This window comes from Fictibacillus sp. EA-CB0309 (assembly GCF_055814265.1).
Genome location: NZ_CP169271.1, coordinates 1,470,524 through 1,489,826, shown reverse-complemented (window position 1 = coordinate 1,489,826; position 19,303 = coordinate 1,470,524). Strand labels below are relative to the sequence as shown.

Annotated in this window: 7 protein-coding genes, 7 pseudogenes and 1 other annotated feature (1 of these 15 only partly in view); all 14 genes and pseudogenes read right to left on the bottom strand. The window is 40.5% G+C overall.

The window, feature by feature from the left end:
• Positions 1-138 precede the first annotated feature (138 nt).
• Positions 139-726: a ribosome biogenesis GTP-binding protein YihA/YsxC gene (yihA, locus tag ACEWFH_RS08210; RefSeq protein WP_473726819.1), complete on the bottom strand. Its 588-nt coding sequence runs from the start codon at positions 724-726 to the stop codon at positions 139-141.
• Positions 723-2,981, bottom strand: a complete 2,259-nt coding sequence (gene lon, locus ACEWFH_RS08205; RefSeq protein WP_473726818.1) for an endopeptidase La — start codon at positions 2,979-2,981, stop codon at positions 723-725. Before lon ends, yihA begins: the two co-directional genes overlap by 4 nt.
• Positions 2,982-3,202: 221 nt before the next feature.
• A pseudogene (gene lonB / locus ACEWFH_RS08200) lies at positions 3,203-4,866 on the bottom strand (ATP-dependent protease LonB).
• A 517-nt stretch (positions 4,867-5,383) separates the two neighbouring features.
• On the bottom strand, positions 5,384-6,658 hold the full coding sequence (gene clpX / locus ACEWFH_RS08195) for an ATP-dependent protease ATP-binding subunit ClpX (RefSeq protein ID WP_289494942.1): 1,275 nt from the start codon (positions 6,656-6,658) through the stop codon (positions 5,384-5,386).
• A gap of 328 nt (positions 6,659-6,986) precedes the next feature.
• Positions 6,987-8,277 (bottom strand): annotated as a pseudogene (gene tig, locus ACEWFH_RS08190) (trigger factor).
• Positions 8,278-8,383: 106 nt separating this feature from the next.
• Positions 8,384-9,397: a hypothetical protein gene (locus ACEWFH_RS08185; protein ID WP_473726817.1), complete on the bottom strand. Its 1,014-nt coding sequence runs from the start codon at positions 9,395-9,397 to the stop codon at positions 8,384-8,386.
• 732 nt (positions 9,398-10,129) lie between these two features.
• The gene (gene ilvA / locus ACEWFH_RS08180; RefSeq protein WP_473726816.1) at positions 10,130-11,083 is read right to left on the bottom strand and encodes a threonine ammonia-lyase; all 954 of its coding nucleotides are present in this window, start codon (positions 11,081-11,083) and stop codon (positions 10,130-10,132) included.
• Positions 11,084-11,126: 43 nt separating this feature from the next.
• Positions 11,127-11,719: pseudogene (leuD, locus tag ACEWFH_RS08175) on the bottom strand (3-isopropylmalate dehydratase small subunit).
• A pseudogene (gene leuC / locus ACEWFH_RS08170) lies at positions 11,706-13,140 on the bottom strand (3-isopropylmalate dehydratase large subunit). Before leuC ends, leuD begins: the two co-directional pseudogenes overlap by 14 nt.
• Before the next feature lie 12 nt (positions 13,141-13,152).
• Complete coding sequence (gene leuB, locus ACEWFH_RS08165) at positions 13,153-14,247, bottom strand: 3-isopropylmalate dehydrogenase (protein ID WP_473726815.1); 1,095 nt, start codon at positions 14,245-14,247, stop codon at positions 13,153-13,155.
• A 19-nt stretch (positions 14,248-14,266) separates the two neighbouring features.
• A pseudogene (locus ACEWFH_RS08160) lies at positions 14,267-15,807 on the bottom strand (2-isopropylmalate synthase).
• Positions 15,794-16,819, bottom strand: a complete 1,026-nt coding sequence (gene ilvC / locus ACEWFH_RS08155) for a ketol-acid reductoisomerase (RefSeq protein ID WP_473726814.1) — start codon at positions 16,817-16,819, stop codon at positions 15,794-15,796. Before ilvC ends, ACEWFH_RS08160 begins: the two are co-directional and overlap by 14 nt.
• A 47-nt stretch (positions 16,820-16,866) precedes the next feature.
• A pseudogene (gene ilvN, locus ACEWFH_RS08150) lies at positions 16,867-17,352 on the bottom strand (acetolactate synthase small subunit); the annotation flags it as partial.
• Positions 17,349-19,066 (bottom strand): annotated as a pseudogene (gene ilvB / locus ACEWFH_RS08145) (acetolactate synthase large subunit). The pseudogenes ilvB and ilvN, both read right to left, overlap by 4 nt.
• Positions 19,067-19,143: 77 nt before the next feature.
• Positions 19,144-19,303, bottom strand: a binding site (T-box leader); it runs 110 nt beyond the window's last position.

Sequence of the window (19,303 nt, the reverse complement as noted above, 5' to 3'; positions counted from 1 at the left end):
GCTCCAATAAACTTGTCAATGAAGAAAATAAACAGAGAATCAAAAGCAATAATTTTTTGTAGAAAGCCAATGAAGATAAAGAAGCTTGACTGCTTATTAGTGTATTTCCTTACTTGAACAACCGTATATTTCGTAAGATTATTTAGTTAAATAAGAATTAAGGACTCCCCATGCCTCATCTTTTCCGTGTCCGGTTTCAGATGAGAAGAGGATGATTCTATCGCTCGGGTCCAAGTTTAACGTTTCTTTTACTACTTTTTTATGTTTGTCCCATTTCCCTTTTGGAATCTTATCACTTTTTGTTGCCACAACAATAACAGGCAATTCGTGATATTTGAGCCAATCATACATTAACACATCATCTTTTGATGGAGGATGTCTCAGATCAACAAGCTGAACGACCGCTTTTAACTGATCACGTTCAACCAGATATTGCTCGATCATTTTTCCCCACGCTTCTCTTTCTGTTTTTGAAACTTTCGCGAATCCATAGCCAGGTACATCCACAAAATAAAAGCTCTCATTCAAGATATAAAAGTTCAATGTTTGTGTTTTTCCTGGTCTAGAAGACGTTCTTGCTAAATTTTTACGATGAATCATCTTATTAATAAAAGATGATTTTCCTACATTCGATCGCCCTGCCAGTGCAATTTCCGGAAGATTGCCTTCCGGATATTGTTTTGGTCCGACTGCCGAAATTACGATTTCTGCTGTATTTACTTTCACTTTCCATCACCTGCTAATGCAACTTTTAATACTTCATCCAAATGAGACACCGTTATAAATGATAACCCTTCTTTTACCGTATCCGGAATATCTTCTATATCTTTCTCGTTCTCTTTCGGAAGAATAATGGTCTTAATTCCTGCTCGATGTGCACTCAGCGATTTTTCTTTTAAACCACCTATTGGCAGCACACGGCCTCTTAATGTAATTTCACCTGTCATTCCTACATCTTTTCTTACCGGCTTTTTCGTTAAAGCAGATACGAGCGCTGTAGCAATAGTAATACCCGCAGACGGCCCATCTTTTGGTGTTGCGCCTTCAGGTACATGAATATGGATATCCGTTTTTTCGTAAAAGTCTGCATCAATTCCGAGATCTTCTACTTTAGTTCGAACATAGCTTAGTGCAGCCTGTGCTGATTCTTTCATTACATCGCCTAGTTTACCTGTAAGGATTAACTTTCCTTTACCCGGTGAAAGTGCCACTTCTATAGAAAGAGTATCTCCGCCTGCTGTCGTATAAGCTAAACCAGTCGCTGCACCAATTTGGTCTTCTAGTTCCGCCTGCCCATATCGGAAACGAGGCTTACCTAAATAATCTTCAAGGTTTTTAGCCGAAAGCACAACCTTCTTCTTTTCAGCTGATACGATCTGCTTCGCTGCTTTTCTGCATAACCCTGCAATCTGACGTTCAAGATTACGCACGCCAGCTTCCCGCGTATAGTTACGGACTAGCTTTAAAATACTATCATCCTTAAACTGAATCTGGCTCTTCTTTAAACCATGTTCTTTAAGCTGTTTTGGAATTAAGTGATTCTTAGAAATGTGAAGCTTTTCTACTTCTGTATAACCAGCAATCGAAATAACTTCCATTCTATCTAAAAGCGGACCTGGAATTGTCGAAAGAGAGTTTGCCGTCGTCACGAACATAACTTTAGATAGATCATACGGCTCTTCAATATAATGATCGCTAAACGTGCTATTCTGTTCAGGATCCAAAACTTCAAGCATCGCAGAGGACGGATCGCCTCTAAAGTCACTTGACATCTTATCGATTTCATCAAGTAAAAACACAGGATTTATCGTTCCTGCTTTTTTCATACCTTGAATTAATCTTCCAGGCATTGCCCCTACATACGTTCTTCGGTGACCTCTGATCTCAGCTTCATCCCGAACACCACCAAGGGAAATTCTCACAAAATTTCTGCCGATGGCACGTGCGATCGACCTTGCTAATGACGTTTTACCAACACCGGGAGGTCCGACTAAACAAAGGATAGGTCCTTTCAGTGAGTTCGTCAGTTTTTGAACAGCGAGATATTCTAAAACTCTGTCCTTCACTTTTTCTAGTCCGTAATGATCTTCGTTCAATACCGTTTCTGCATGCGGAATATCAAGGTTATCTATTGTTTCTTGCTTCCAAGGAAGATTGACGAGCCACTCGATATACGTTCTTATAACTGAACTTTCTGCAGAAGAGTTTGGCATTTTTTCGTATCGATCAAGTTCTTTCTTGGCTAGCTCTATGACATGTTCAGGCATATCAGACGCTTCAATACGTTCTTTTAGCGTGCTTACTTCACCAACCTTACCTTCTTTGTCACCAAGCTCTTTTTGGATGGCTTTCATCTGTTCACGCAAATAGTATTCCTTTTGCGTTTTTTCCATCGCTTTTTTAACACGCTGACCGATCTTCTTTTCAAGACCAAGCACTTCTTTTTCATTGTTTAACAAAGCAAGTAAGTGTTCGAGTCTTTCTTTCACATCAAAGATCTCAAGGATTTTTTGTTTTTCTTTAATCTTAAGAGAAAGGTGTGAAGATATGACGTCCGCCATTCGCCCAGGCTCTGTAATATCTTGAACAGATGCAAGAGTTTCAGGAGTCACTTTCTTTGATAGATTTATGTATTGTTCGAATTGTGCCAGAACAGCTCTCATTAGCGCTTCTGTTTCGGCTTCTTTCACTTCAACATCATCTGTTAGTTCAACTTCTACTTGCGTATGGGTTTTTTCATCAATAAAAGATGTAATTTTCCCGCGTTTAATACCTTCAACTAGTACTCTTATCGTGCCGTTTGGCAATTTGAGCATCTGATTTACTTTTGATAACGTTCCTACATTATAAATTTCCTCTTCAGCTGGATCTTCAATAGATACCTCTTTTTGTGTAGATAGAAAAATCATCTGGTCATCAAGCATAACTTTTTCAAGCGCTTGAATGGATTTTTCTCTTCCTACATCTAAATGAAGCACCATCGTTGGATAGACCAACAATCCGCGTAGAGGAGGAGCGGAAGAACTCGTTTTTCCCCATTAAAAACACCTCCGAAAACTGCTATGTAATCATTAATTATATGCATAGTCTTTGTACAATTCTACCGATAATGCTTAACTTTGTCTAATGTAAGCTATGGTTTTCTAGAAACCTTGTCTGCTTCAACTCTATAAGCGGAATAAAAAGAAACCCCTTCTTCTCCTTAAACAGAAGAAGGAGGGAGTTTAATGCTGCTGATGCAGGAACGGATTGCTCTTCACTCTCATCTAAAAAGGCATGTTGAAAGACTTCTGATAGTTTTTTAACCGGGATAATTTCCACATCTTCAATGCTGTCAAAAATCTTTTGGTTATTTTCAAACGGAATGAGCACGCGCTTAGCACCCGCGTCTTTGGCAGCCAATATTTTGGCCATTACCCCTCCGACCGGCTTTACTTTTCCGTGGATACTAATTTCGCCTGTCATCGCGATCTCATGATCAATTTTTATATTATGAATCGCAGAATAGATGGAAGATGCAATTGCAATTCCTGCTGAAGGACCATCTACTGGACCGCCGCCTGGAAAGTTAACGTGTATATCATACATGGATGCATCAACTCCCATGTATCGAAGAACGGTAATTACGTTTTCTACAGATCCTTTAGCCATACTTTTTCTTCTTATGGACTTTGATTGATTGCCGATACTTTCTTCTTCAGCGATTCCCGTTATTGTAATCGTTCCCTGTTTCTTAGCAGGAAGAACGGTAGTTTCAATCTCTAACAACGCTCCGCTTGTAGGTCCATACACAGCAAGACCATTCACTAAACCAATCTTAGGTTTCGCTCCGATCTTTCTTTCTGGTCTTGGAGCCATCCTGCTTGAATGTGTAACCCATTCTACATCGCTTTTTGTAATACTTTTACGTTCTTCCGTTATAGCTATACCCGCAGCTATCTGAATCATGTTGACAGCTTCACGCCCATTTCTTGCATATTGAGCCATGTATTTTAAAGACTCTTCATCAATTCCCAACTGAATTTTATCTGCAGCCCTCTTTGCGATTTGTTCGATTTCAGCTGGCTGTAATTCTCTAAAAACACTTCCAAACATCTCGAACGGATCGCAGGAGGAATTTCTTCCGGCATACGTGTTGTTGCTCCGATCATACGAAAATCCGCGGGCAGACCGTTTTGGAAAATGTCATGAATGTGCTGAGGGATGTTTGCGTTCTCCTCAGAATAATAAGCACTTTCTAAAAAACCTTTCGATCTTCTAATACTTTTAAGAGTTTGTTCATTTGAATAGGGTGCAGTTCACCGATCTCATCAATAAATAGAACTCCCCATGTGCATTTGTAACCGCACCTTGTTTAGGCTGTGGTATTCCCGCCTGTCCCATTGCCCCCGCACCTTGGTAAATCGGATCATGAACAGAACCAATCAAAGGATCTGCAATTCCACGTTCATCAAAACGTGCTGTAGTGGCATCTAATTCCACAAAAACGGCTGTTGAACGAAAAGGTGATGTCTTATTTCGTTTTGCTTCTTCTAACACTAAACGAGCAGCTGCTGTTTTCCCTACTCCTGGTGGCCCATAGACAATAACATGTTGTGGATTAGGTCCGCATAAAGCCGCCTCCAATGCTTTTATTCCATCTTCTTGCCCAATGATATCTTCAAATTTTCCAGGACGTACTCTTTCAGACAACGGTTCTGATAAAGAGATTGAACGCATTCTTCTAAGCTGTTCCATCTCTTTTCTTGATTCTTTATCCACGCTTACTTTTTGAGAACGCTGATTTCTAAGCAGGTTCCAAAAATACAGTCCGATTATGATTCCAAAGAATAATTGAATAAGTAATGCTATGCCAGTCCAGTTCATTGTTTTCCTCCCGATACCTATGTAGTGATAATCATAGTATCTCCGAGGAGGTGGTTAACTAAACGGTAATCCTGTTAAAAAGAAGGGAGTGATGAAAAATGGCATTTTAACAGTGTGAACTGAGGGAAGTTTTAAATAAAACGAGCAGAATTAGTACAAAACTGTTCATTATTTGATTTGAAGGAAGTCTCTTATGACTCTAAAGAGAAAATATCTGCAGAGAACAAATGCCGTGGGAGTAAAAGGTATTCCTCAAAAGGACATTAATCTAGTATTGCGTGTTTGGAAGAAACACCCAAAATTATATTCACGTTAATTTCAATAATTTCACGTTATTTCATTTATTTTCACATTAATTTAAATAATTTCACATTAATCTCAATAATTTCACGTTAGTAGTTTTCCGGCGGCGATAGTAGTGGCAAAATGTATATGATATGTGGTTTGGCATAAAGTGAGTTTCCCAAAATAGAGCTTTTCAAAACAAAGAAAGAGGCCAGCATTTGCTGGCCTCAAATTAAGCACTCTCTTTTGGAGTTTCTTTTGATTGTTCAATAACAGTACCATCTTCAAGCTCTAATGTAGGAGGTACTTTGTCAGAGATCGTTTCTTTCGTTACGATACATTTGACAACGTCTTCTCTGGATGGCAGCTCGAACATAACGTCAAGCATTACCCCTTCAATAATTGAACGAAGTCCACGGGCACCCGTTTTACGTTCGATTGCTTGTGCAGAGATCTCTCGAAGAGCTTCATCAGTAAATTCTAATTCTACACCATCAATATCCAATAGTTTTTGATATTGTTTTACAAGTGCATTCTTAGGCTTTGTTAAGATTTCAATCAATGCGTCCTCATCTAGAGGGTTCAAGTTTGAAATAACTGGTAAACGCCCGATAAATTCAGGTATTAGACCAAAACGAAGCAAGTCTTCAGGAAGAACTTTTGATAAGTATTCTCCTGCTTTTAAGTCTGCTTGTTTTGAATCAGAACTAAAACCGATTACTTTTTTCCCAAGACGGCGTTTGATAATTTGTTCAATTCCATCAAATGCACCACCGCAAATGAATAGAATGTTCGTTGTATCGATTTGAATAAATTCTTGATGAGGATGCTTTCTTCCTCCTTGAGGCGGTACACTCGCTACCGTACCTTCAAGAATTTTAAGAAGCGCTTGTTGAACACCTTCACCAGAAACATCTCTTGTAATGGAAGGATTTTCTGATTTACGTGCAATCTTATCAATCTCATCAATATAAATGATTCCTTTTTCTGCTTTTTCCACATCGTAATCAGCGGACTGAATCAATTTAAGAAGGATGTTTTCTACGTCCTCACCTACATATCCAGCTTCTGTTAAAGATGTAGCATCTGCAATGGCAAAAGGTACATTTAAGATACGAGCCAATGTTTGAGCAAGAAGCGTTTTACCGCTACCCGTTGGTCCGATCATCGCAATATTACTTTTTGCAAGTTCAACTTCATCCGATTTTTGCGTGGAATTAATACGCTTATAATGATTGTAAACGGCTACAGAAAGGGATTTCTTCGCCTGATCCTGTCCGATTACATACTCATCAAGAATCTTACGGATTTCTACTGGTTTCGGTACTTCTTTTAGTTCTACATCCTCTTCTGTACCTAATTCTTCTTCTACGATTTCCGTACAGAGTTCGATACACTCATCACAAATATATACACCTGGTCCAGCAACCAGTTTTCTTACTTGATCTTGTGTTTTACCACAGAAAGAACACTTCAATTGCCCTTTTTCATCATTAAATTTAAACAATGATATCACCCCTAAAACAAGAATATGGATGAAACGCTTGACCCTAGTTCAGACGTTTTCTGAAGGAAAGTCTGTTTTATTTATTTCGACCGCTTAAGCATTCCGTTGATTATAATGGATTGTATCACACTTCCATATTAAAACGGAAATAATAACGCTTAATAAATATGTATGGTGTGGCTCTATATAAGTATGAACAATCCTGCGAGTTTTAAAACCTATTTTTTCAAATAGGGGTAGTAATTACCTAAATTTTGTTATGTATTGCAAAACAAGGCACGATAAATAAGGAATCGCGCCTTGTTTCATTTGAAAACTGATTTAATTATTAAGCTGTCTTGCTGTTTTCAACAAGGAAATCAATCGCTTTACGAACTTTCAAGTCAGCAGCAACTGCATCATTTCCACCTTGCATAGCAAGCATTTGCTTGATTTGTTCTACTTCCATCTTGTACATTTCAGCCATCTTGCTAAGTTCAGCATCAATTTCTTCTTCAGAAACTTCGATGTTCTCAGCTTCAACGATTGCTTCTAGTACAAGGTTTGTACGAACGCGCTTTCCAGCATCTTCTTTCATTTGTTCACGAAGAGCTTCTTCGCTAGTACCAGAGAACTGGTAGTAAAGGTCAAGGTTCATACCTTGCATTTGAAGACGTTGGCCAAATTCTTGAACCATACGGTCAAGCTCTGTGTTTACCATTGCTTCAGGAATTTCGATTTCTGCGTTTTCAGAAGCTTTTTCGATAACCGTTTCACGTGTTTGGTTTTCAGCTTCTTGCTTTTTGCTTTCTTCAAGCTTCGTGCGAAGTTCTTTTTAAGATCTTCTAATGTTTCAGCATCGCCTTCAGCTTCTTTAGCGAACTCATCGTTTAGTTCTGGAAGTTGTTTAGCTTTGATATCATGAATTTTCACTTTGAATACAGCAGGCTTACCAGCTAGCTCTTCAGCATGATATTCTTCAGGAAATTAACGTTAACGTCTTTTTCTGTTCCAGCTTTTTCACCAACTAGTTGCTCTTCAAAGCCTGGGATGAATGAACCAGATCCGATTTCAAGTGAATAGTTCTCAGCTTTTCCGCCTTCGAAAGCTTCTCCATCTACGAATCCTTCAAAATCGATGTTTACAGTGTCACCGTTCTCAACAGTACCTTCTTCTTTAACAACTAGTTCTGCTTGTTGTTCTTGTAAAGAAGTTAGTTCGTTTTGAACATCTTCATCTGTAACTTCAGTTTCAGTCTTTTCTACTTCAAGACCTTTGTAATCACCTAATTTTACTTCAGGCTTAACGATTACTTTCGCTGTGAATACAAGGTTGCTTCCTTGCTCCATTTTTTCGATGTCAACTTCTGGACGATCAACAGGCTCGATACCTGTTTCTTGTACAGCGTCTCCATATGCTTTTGGCAATAGGATATCTAGTGCGTCTTGATAAAGAGACTCTACTCCAAAACGTTGTTCAAAAAGTCGACGCGGCATTTTCCCTTTACGGAATCCTGGTACGTTAACTTGCTTTACAACTTTTTTGAACGCTTGATCAAGCGCTGTATCTACTTCAGTAGCCTCAACTTCAACCGTTAAGACACCTTGATTGCCTTCTAACTTTTCCCATTTAGCAGTCATTAAATGTTCCCTCCAACATCGGTATTTCCATAACTATCATATAGATTACAACCATTCCATTATAGCATAGACGTTCTGTATTTCAACAAGTTACATCACTTTCTCATTAAGTCTGCATATAAAATCTTTCCAATTCGACGAGAAGCTTTACTGCATTTTGCAATTCTTCCTCTTCATTTTCCATTTCTTCTTCAATTCCACATAGAATGGAAGCCGCTAATACGGAAGCTTCATACCATAGAAGTTTATTTTCAGGCTTTGGCGAAAAAGGATAAAGAGCCAGCGTGTAATCCTTCCATACAGCAAGCGCAATGTCTAGTAATGATGGGTTTTCTTGTTCAAGTTCATCTTGAATTAATGTTTTTACTTCCTTATAAAAGGGATGTTCGTTTAATTCTGTAAGTTTGGCTATGTCAATTTCATCGGTTTGACCGTATTTTTCGATTTTTACCATTTTATTAATTTGGTTTTCTTTCAAATATTGAAGGATCAAACTTTTTACAGCCGGATGTTTTTTCTCATCCACTAAAAAAGATTCAAACATTGGAACGGTTATTTCAGGTCCAAGCCGTTTTAATTGCTGAACGGCAATCCACTGGGAGTCTGCTCTCTCACTGGACAGCATTTCTTTTAACGCAAGAAAATCCGGATTAGGATTTGCAGTTGCTTCTGGATCTTTTTTAACTTCTGGAACCCCTTCTTGTTCGATTACTTTTCTGCTGAATTGAAGGAGCTGGTAAAACGTTTCAGCTTTGTCAGCTGGAATCTTCTGCTCTTCTAAGACTGCTTCGATTACGGAGACGACGGTTATGTATTCAGATAGCTGCACTAAAATGCTTAGATAAATCTGAAGAACATCGTAATATTCACCGATTCCTTCTTTAAGCATTCGGTCGCATCTCATTTTTGCTTCATGTAATCTTCCTAACTCCACTAAACTCAATACGAGACCAAGGTTGCCTTGTGAATGCATAGGATCAGTATGAAGCAATTGTTCAAAACAAGAGAGGGCTTCATCGTATTTTTTGTTTTTTAATGAGTCCATGCCTTTTTCCAATAGCCGTCCATTTAAATTAGGAAACCGAATGATTTTATTATTGTTGTTCTTATCGTTTGTCATCACAACTCTCCGCTTCCGTTAATGTTTGACTAAAGAATAGCAGTTTCGTGAGGGGAACTCAAGACAGCTATGTATGTATCAGCACTTTCAAGCGAATCGGCTGGCGTTCAAAAAACTTGGGAATCGCTCGTCCAGCGCACTTAAATGCCGCTGAACAAGCACATATCCTCAACAACGAGCAATGACGGGCTCGCTCGCGTTAGTAAAAACCTACTCCCTCCCTCACTCGCTCAGCTAGCTTTATTTATTTCCATATTAAAATTTTTCCTGAATAAAAAAATTAATAACCTTTTAGAAAGGCTGTTTTCTAAAGGATTGTTGCTTTTCAATTTTCTATATTGTCTTCTTTGAACAGTTGATTGGAGTGTAAGGTGCGAGACTCTCGGCTAGGACAGGCGGGCAGTCCGAAAAGTGGATGTCACTCGTTCAGCCCCGACAAGCAAAAGGTGGATGGGCTGGAAGGCGCACTTTGCCTTCTTGACCATTTAACTTTGACCTCGAGGGGCTAGCCACTGCAACTAGACAGGTGAGACACTTAAGAGTGAAACGTACGAATGTGGCTCACCGCCTGCCCCGTGGAAAGCGAGCAACCTGAAACGGAAATCAACTACATTCAAAAACAACAATGAATACGAAAACAGCTTTACAAAAAAGCCAAATGTCTAAAGGGCAAATTAGCACAAAAAAACCCTTAAAGAAGATTTATTTCATCTTTAAGGGTTTTGCAATTAACTAACTTATTCTCTTCATATTCAGCTTATCGGCCATACCTTTGTACAAGGACCATTTTACCGGATCTACATTCCCGCCGCTTATGATGAGCCCAACTTTCTGATCAAGTGCAAGGTGACTATGAAACAGGACTGCCGCAAGGCTTGCAGCGCCCGCTCCCTCCACGACCACTTTTTCCCGTTCGAGCATAAACATCATAGCGTAAGCGATTTGTTCTTCTGTAACAGTGACCATTTCATCTACATATTTTGAAATCACAGGAACGGTAATCTCTCCGGGTTTAACAACCGCGATCCCATCCGCAATCGAAGTACAGCGAGATAATGTCTTTTTAGAAGTACCTGTGAAGGCTTGATAAACCGCACTGGCGTTAACAGATTGCACACCGACTACCCGCACATCTGGTCTGACTGATTTCACTGCCAAAGCGATGCCTGCTAATAGCCCTCCTCCTCCGACAGGTACGACAATCGTTTTTAGTTCTGGGTTTTGCTGAAGCATTTCAAGTGCAACAGTACTTTGCCCTGCAATCACGTCATAATCGTCAAATGGATGAACAAAAACACCGCCGTTTGCCATTTCTTCTCTTTTAGCTGCTTCATATGCAGCTTGATAATTGTCGCCTTCTAAGACAATATCTGCGCCATATGATTTTACTGCTTCGATCTTGGAAAGTGGTGCATTTTCCGGCATAAAGATTTTTGATTTGATGCCACGCAATGAACAGGAAAGCGCCAAACCTTGTGCATGGTTGCCTGCTGAAGCAGCAATGACACCTCTAGCACATTCTAATTCATTCAGTGTTGAAACCTTATAATAAGCTCCTCTTAGTTTGAAAGAGCCAGTTTTCTGCATGTTCTCAAGCTTCATATACACATTTCCACCCGTCCACTTGTTTAACGTTGTAGATTGTTTGAGTGGTGTACGGTGGGCAATCTTTGACACTTCCTCCATTGCGTGAAATAAACGTTCCCCTGTGATTGTTAAATTCCCATTGTCAGTTCACAATCCTCTCATCTTCATATTTTTTTATGTTCGCTTCCTGTTGAAGGGTGACAGAAATTTCATCCCATCCGTTCAGAAGCATCTTTTTCCAATACGGATCAAAATCAAAATGGAAAACGTCTCCGTTCGCATCCGCCACATACTGTTCTTCCAAATCTACTTTCAGATCTTTAATAACCTGTTTTGAAGAATCTTTACGAAGCTGTTGAATATCTTTCTGCGAAAGCCTAATAGGCAATATTCCATTTTTTACACAGTTATTAAAAAATATATCAGCAAAACTTTCTGCGATAATTACTTGAAAACCATAGTCCTTAAGTGCCCATGGCGCATGCTCTCTCGATGAACCGCAACCGAAGTTTTTACCTGTAACTAAAATGGAAGCTCCTTTTGTTTCTTCTTGATTTAATTCGAAAGCTGCGTTCTCACCCCCGTCATAGAGGTATCTCCAGTCATAAAACAAAAATTCACCGTATCCTGCTTTATCAATTTTTTCAAAAATTGCTTTGGGATGATTTGATCCGTATCTACATGATTGCGATCAAGGACTGCCGCACTACCAGAATGTGACTTAAACCCCGGCATAACGGTTCACCTCCAATTCCTTATCAGGCAGGACAGAACGAACATCTGTAAATCTACCTTTCAAAGCTGCGGCAGCGGCCATAATCGGACTAACTAAGTGCGTTCTGGCCCCTTTCCCCTGCCTGCCGGCAAAATTCCGGTTTGAAGTGGATGCACATCTTTCTCCTTCTGGAACGATATCATCATTCATCCCTAGACACATCGAACAGCCTGATTCTCGCCATTGAAATCCTGCATCCAAAAAGATGTTATGCAACCCGAGTTTCTCTGCTTCTCTTTTAACCGACTGTGAACCGGGTACAACGATTGCACGTACATCAGGATGTACTTTCGAACCCTCTACAACTTTTGAAGCTTCGATTAAATCACTGAGTCTGGAGTTTGTACAAGACCCGATAAACACATGCTGGACAGAGATCTCTTCTATTTTTTCATTGCCTTTAAAGCCCATGTAAGTAAGAGCATTATGCAAAGATTGTTTTTCTTCACTTGAAGATGACGAATCCACTGCTGGTATCTGTCCACTGACTGGGAGACACATAGATGGCGTCGTCCCCCACGTGACCATCGGTTCGATCTCTGAAGCATTGATTTCTATAATTTGATCAAACTTTGCTTCTGGATCACTCGCAAGCTTACTCCAGTCCTCACATTTCTGTTTAAAATCTTGATTTTTCGGGGCATAGCGCTTACCGGCAATATATTCAAAAGTAGTCTCATCAGGAGAGATAACCGATGCTTTAGCACCTGCCTCAATCGACATATTACATAGTGTCATTCTTTCTTCCATCGAGAAAGCTTTGACTGTACTGCCAGAAAACTCAATGATATATCCTGTGCCAACATTGGTTCCAAATTTCGCAATGAACCATAAAATCACATCTTTTGCTGTGACGCCAAAACCTAAATTACCTTCAATCTTGACGTTCATCTGTTTCGGTTTGTTCTGCCATAGTGTTTGAGTAGCAAGTACATGTTCCACCTCACTCGTGCCAATTCCAAATGCGAGTGCCCCAAATGCCCCGTGTGTGGATGTGTGGCTATCTCCACAAACGATCGTTTTACCTGGCAGAGTTAACCCCAGTTCAGGTCCGATAACATGAACGATTCCTTGCTGTTCAGAATTTAATCCTTCCAGCTGAATGCCAAACTCTTCACAGTTTTTTCAAGCGTTTCCACCTGCAAGCGAGAAGTCTCATCTTTTATATTGAAACGGTCTACCGTAGGGATGTTATGATCCATCGTGGCAAAACACAGATCCGGCCTTCTTACTGTTCTGTTTTTTCTCTCAATCCCGCAAATGCTTGAGGTGATGTCACTTCATGAATTAAGTGCAGATCAATGTATAGAAGGTCTGGTTTATTTTCTTCTTTTACGACAACATGACGGTCCCAAAGTTTATCTATTATTGTTTTACTCACAGAGCTTCCTCCTTACACATAAACCTCTAAAAGTGTTGCGCTTGTTGAATCCTCTAGCATTCTAAAATGAATTTGATTAACCATTTCTTTTGTCGTTACAAGAGTACCCGTTCCATCATAAATATCCTGTGTGCGATAGCCTGCTTGAAGTGTTTCAAAAACAGCCAATTCAACAGCAGCAGCTTCTTTTTCAAGTCCAAAGGAATGGCGAAGCATCATCCCCACACTCAGGATCATACCGATCGGATTTGCTTTTCCGGTTCCTGCAATATCAGGTGCTGATCCGTGGATTGGTTCATAAAGACCTGGACCGCTCTCACTAAGAGAAGCTGAAGGCATCATGCCAAGGGATCCGGTAATAACAGAAGCTTCATCAGACAAAATATCTCCGAACATGTTTTCCGTTACGATCACATCAAAACTTGAAGGATCACTGATCATTCTCATAGCGGCATAGTCTACCAACACGTGCTCTGTCTCTATATTTCTATATTTTTTAGCCGTCTCTTCAACAATCTCTCTCCACAACTTACTTGTTTCAAGCACGTTTGCCTTATCGACAGATGTTACTTTCCTTCTTCTTGCAGCAGCCAGTTCATACGCTTTTTCTACGATCCTCGTAATCTCTTCTCTCGTATAAGACAACGTATCAACTGCCCCGTCCACGTTCCTTGTCTTTGGTTCCGAAAAATAGATTCCGCCCGTTAGTTCCCTAACAAAAACAAAATCCGCTCCTTTTACCCTGCTTGATTTAAGAGGAGATAGATGTTCAAGACCCGGAAAGACTTGAACAGGTCTTACGTTCGCAAAAACATTTAATGCTTTTCTTAATGCTAATAACCCCTGTTCTGGCCGGACGTTTCCTTTATCCCATTTCGGACCGCCGACTGCTCCAAGCAGTACAGCATCACTTCCTTTACAGAATTCTAATGTGTCATCCGGCAAGGGAGTGCCTTCCTGGTCAATAGCAGCACCTCCAAATACTTTTTCAGTTGTTTCGAATTGATGACCGAACCGTGTTGCTACTCCATCCAGCACTTGCAGGGCACCCTTGACCACTTCTGGTCCGATGCCGTCACCAGGTAAAACTGCTATCTTCTTTTTCATCTAACATCCCTCCTAAATTTTAAATACTAATCCGTTCGTAACTCTTCTTCTCAGAATGAAGCTGCAGTTTATTAAAAGCATGCACATAGGCTTTCGCTGAAGCTTCCAAAACATCTTGAGCTGTACCGCTGCCATTGATTTCATAACCGTCACTAACAATCTGAACAAAAACTTGTGCAAGCGCATCTCTTCCAGCACCGACAGATTGAATTCTATAATCTGTTAGTTTGAGTGATGAAGGCAGCATCTTGCTAAGCGTATTGTAGATTGCTTCAACACTTCCTGAGCCTGTAGCGGCGTCTTGAATTAATGTGCCATCTGGAGTCAGCAATCTTAATGTAGCTGTTGGAATTTGATTCGTTCCGTAGTTCACTTGAATATCTTTTAACTGATACAGCGGTACTTCCGGCTGAATTTTATGGTCGATCAACAAGGCGAAGATATCTTCTTCTGTCATTTCTTTTTTCGATCTGCTAACTGTTTAAAATCCTCAAAAAGAACTTTTAGTTTGCTGTCATCGGGATGAAACCCTAGTTTGTGCAGGTAATCCTTAAAAGCATGTCTTCCTGAATGTTTACCGAGCACGAGCTGGTTTGATGGAACTCCCACAAGCTCTGGCGTAATAATCTCATACGTTGATTTTTCCTTTAATACACCATCTTGATGAATGCCTGACTCATGAGCAAAAGCGTTCTTTCCAACAACTGCTTTATTCGGCGGAACCGCAATTCCAGTCAATCGGCTCACAAGCTGGCTCGTGCGGCTGATCTCATTCAATTTAAGGTTCGTTTTTGCTTGATAAAAGTCTTCACGAATAGCTAATGCTACCGCGATCTCCTCTAGCGAAGCATTACCTGCTCTCTCACCGATTCCGTTAATCGTACATTCAACCTGGTTAGCGCCATTCTCGATAGCTGATAAGGAGTTAGCTACCGCCATTCCTAAATCGTCATGACAATGAGCTGATAAAATGGCGTTATCTATATTTGGAACGTTGTTTAAGAGAAAACGGAAGATCTTACCGTATTCTTCAGGATTCGTAAAACCAACAGTATCCGGTATATTAATAACCGTTGCACCTGCATCAATTACCTTTTCTACGATACGAGCTAGAAACACGAGATCTGATCGACAAGCATCTTCAGCTGACCATTGAACTACCGGGAATTTTTGCCTAGCGTATTTTACAGCTCCAACTGCCGTCTCTACTACTTGGTCAGGTGTTTTCTTTAATTTATAGGTCATATGGATAGGTGATGTTGCAAGAAAAACATGGAGCCTTGGTTCGGCAGAGTTTTTTAGAGCTTCCCATGCATAATCAATATCAGCAGTGTTCGATCTTGCTAAAGCTGTAACCGTTGAGTTTTTTACGGTAGAAGCTATTTTTTGTACAGCTTCTAGATCTCCTTTAGATGCAGCAGGAAATCCTGCCTCCATAACATCAACACCTAGTCGTTCAAGCCTTTTGGCAATCTCAAGTTTTTCAGCTGTATTCAGATTGACCCCTGCTGTTTGCTCCCCATCCCGCAATGTTGTGTCAAAGATTTCAATTTTTCGCACTAGCAACTGCCTCCTTCTTTTGTTTGGCTTTCACGAATGGCATCATTGCTCTTAATTCCCTCCCTACCTTTTCAATAGGGTGGTTTTTCTCCTGGTTGTTCACAACATGGAATACAGGTCGGTTAGCTTGGTTCTCTAAAATCCAGCCTTTAGCAAACTCACCGGATTGAACGTCTTTTAACACTTCTTTCATAGACTCTTTTACTCTCTCATCAATTACGCGCGGACCTGATTGGAAGTCACCCCACTGTGCCGTATCTGAAATGGAGTATCTCATACCCTCTAATCCGCCTTCGTACATCAGGTCAACGATCAGTTTTAGTTCATGTAAACATTCAAAGTAAGCAACTTCAGGCTGATAACCCGCTTCTGTAAGTGTTTCGAATCCAGCTTTTACAAGAGAAGATAACCCGCCGCATAGTACAGCCTGTTCACCGAAAAGGTCTGTTTCTGTTTCTTCTTGAAAGCTCGTTTCAAGTACACCTGCTCTAGCCGATCCAATTCCTTTTGCATAGCTAAGAGCTGTTTCTCGAGCTGTACCTGTAGCATCTTGGTATACCGCAAAAAGTGCCGGAACCCCTTCTCCTGCTTCGAATGTACGTCGAACTAGATGTCCTGGGCCCTTTGGAGCAACTAAGAAAACATCTACATCTTCAGGCGGTACCACTTGGTGATAATGAACATTGAATCCATGAGCAAATACAAGTGCATTACCTGCTGATAGTTCTGGAAGAATTTCATTTTTATAGACTTCTGGCTGCCTTTCATCAGGAAGCAAAACCATAACAACGTCTGCAAGCCTTGCTGCTTCGCGAACTGAATATACGTCAAAACCATCTTTAACTGCTTCATTAAACGATCTTCCTTCACGTACACCGACAACCACATCATACCCGCTGTCTTTTAAGTTCAATGCGTGTGCATGACCTTGTGATCCGTAGCCCACTACTGCTACCTTCTTATTCTTTAATACGTCGTTTGAAAGTTCGTTTTCGTAATATACTTTAGCCATTTTAATGAGTCTCCTTTACATAATAGAATAGGGTGAAGTTCAAGTACTTTCTTTTGTGTTCCACGAGGGATAGCAGTGACACCTGTTCTTGAAATTTCTTTGATGCCATAAGGGCGCAGCAGCTCGATCAGTGCGTCTATTTTTTCACTATCACCTGTTACTTCTAAAGTTACGTTCTCTAATGAAACATCGAGAACTGTTGCCCTGAAAGGTTCAATCAGCATTTTTATTTCACTTCTGGTATCAGGAGTCGTTAATACTTTGATAAGTGCCAGCTCCCTTGAAACAAGAGCCATGTTTGTTAAGTCTCGAACTTTTAATATATTTATTTGCTTATGAAGCTGTTTGACAAGCTGTTCAGCTTTTCGGTCATCTTCTACCCAAACAGTCAGAGTCACTTTTGAGACAGCTGGGTCTTCTGTATGCCCTACCGTAATGTTTTCAATGTTAAATTGGCGTTTTGTCAGCAACCCGGTTAAACGGTTTAACACACCGCTTTCGTTTAGTACCGTTGCTGAAATGATGCGTCTCATCCTCTCACTCCAATCATTTCATGAAGTCCTTTTCCTGGAGCAATCATCGGATACACATTCTCGTCTGCGGTAACGACACAATCGAGAACAAATGGTTTCTTTGATGCAAGAGCAGCCGTCAGAGCTTCTCTTACTTCATCTTCAGTTTCAGCAAGTTTTCCATCAATTCCGTAAGCAGAAGCTAACTTTACAAAGTCAGGCTGAATATCAAGAAGAGAATGAGAAAATCGTTTTTCATAAAAGATCTCCTGCCACTGTCTAACCATTCCGAGTGATTTATTATTAACGATCACGACAATCACAGGCAGCTCCCAATCTTGTAGTACACCTAGTTCCTGGAGTGTCATCTGAAATCCCCGTCACCTACAACCGCGATGACAGGCAGTTCTGGTTTCCCTACTTTTGCACCGATTGCTGCCGGAAAACCGAAGCCCATGGTTCCTAAACCACCTGACGTAATCCATCTGTTCGGGTCTGAAAACCTATAATATTGTGCGGCCCACATTTGGTGCTGACCTACATCCGTTGCAACGATTGCTCCTCCTTGTGTAACTTCGTGAAGAATTTGCATTAATTTCTGTGGTTTCAGTTCTGACTCATTTGTTTTATAAGTTAGCGGGTATTCATTCTTAAATTGTGAAAGCTGTAAGATCCACTCGTTATAGTCTCCTTTTTCGTCTGCGATCTGATTTAGTGCTGACAGCGTTTCTTTTGCACAACCTACAATCGGAATCTCAGTCGGAACATTCTTTCCGATTTCAGCTGGGTCAATATCGATATGTGCAATCAGCGCTTTTTTAGCAAAATGATCAAGATTTCCCGTTAACCTATCATCAAACCTAGCACCGACGCCTATTAATAGATCACAATCGTAAAGGGCCATATTTGCGGCATATGTGCCATGCATCCCTGCCATACCTAAACACAGTGGATGTTCTGCCGCAAAGCCTCCCAACCCTAAAAGTGTTTGAGCAACTGGAATCTGATGATATTCAGCGAATGCTACTAATTCTTTTTCTGCTTTTGCTGCCAAAACCCCAGCTCCTGTTAAAAGAACAGGTTTTTTGGCTTGTTGAAGCGCTTCATTTAACCTTTTTACTTGAAGGATATTGGGCTTTAAAGTCGGCTGGTATCCTGGGAGATGAATCCCCGCGGTTTCTTTTACTTCAGCTGTTTTTACCGCAACATCTTTCGGTATGTCGATTAATACAGGACCTTTCCTTCCTGTATTTGCGATATGAAATGCTTCTTTTATGATTCTTGGTAAGTCTTCCGCTCGTTGGACTTGATAATTATGCTTTGTGATCGGCATCGTAATTCCGACAATATCAGCTTCTTGAAAAGCGTCAGTTCCAATTACGTTCGTTGCTACCTGGCCTGTGAAGATAACAAGAGGAATCGAATCAATCATTGCATCAGCGATACCTGTAACTAAGTTGGTAGCACCTGGCCCTGATGTAGCAAGGACAACTCCTGGTTTTCCTGTCACTCTCGCATATCCTTGAGCTGCATGAATGGCTCCTTGCTCATGTCTTGTTAGTACATGCTTCATTTCAGCTTTGTATAGCGCATCATAGATTGGAAGTACTGCTCCTCCCGGATAACCAAACAAGACGTCCACTTCTTCATTCTGCAATCCTTGTATAAATAGTTCAGCACCAGAGACTAATGAAGTTTCAACTGAATTTTTTTCAGCCACCCAACTGGCCTTCATTTTCATTCCTCCTTTAACTTTGAACCTTTTATTTAATAAAAAAACTTCCCCACCCAAATGGACAGGTTAATCCTATCCAAAGGGGTGAAAAAGTTTAATTTTTTCCACGGTACCACCCTTTTTCACGGTACTTGTCGTAGTTCCAGACAAGTACCGCCTTAAGACGGACGAGCCGTCATTTGATAACAAGCGATAAAAAATGGAGTATCGCTTGGCCCTTCCTACTTAAGATTCTTT

Excerpts from the sequence above, each read along its gene's own strand:
- lon (WP_473726818.1), bottom strand. The coding sequence starts at position 2,981 with ATGGTGCTTCATTTAGATGTAGGAAGAGAAAAATCCATTCAAGCGCTT.
- ACEWFH_RS08185 (WP_473726817.1), bottom strand. The coding sequence starts at position 9,397 with ATGACAAACGATAAGAACAACAATAATAAAATCATTCGGTTTCCTAAT.
- ilvA (WP_473726816.1), bottom strand. The coding sequence starts at position 11,083 with ATGGAGGAAGTGTCAAAGATTGCCCACCGTACACCACTCAAACAATCT.
- leuB (WP_473726815.1), bottom strand. The coding sequence starts at position 14,247 with ATGAAAAAGAAGATAGCAGTTTTACCTGGTGACGGCATCGGACCAGAA.
- ilvC (WP_473726814.1), bottom strand. The coding sequence starts at position 16,819 with ATGGCTAAAGTATATTACGAAAACGAACTTTCAAACGACGTATTAAAG.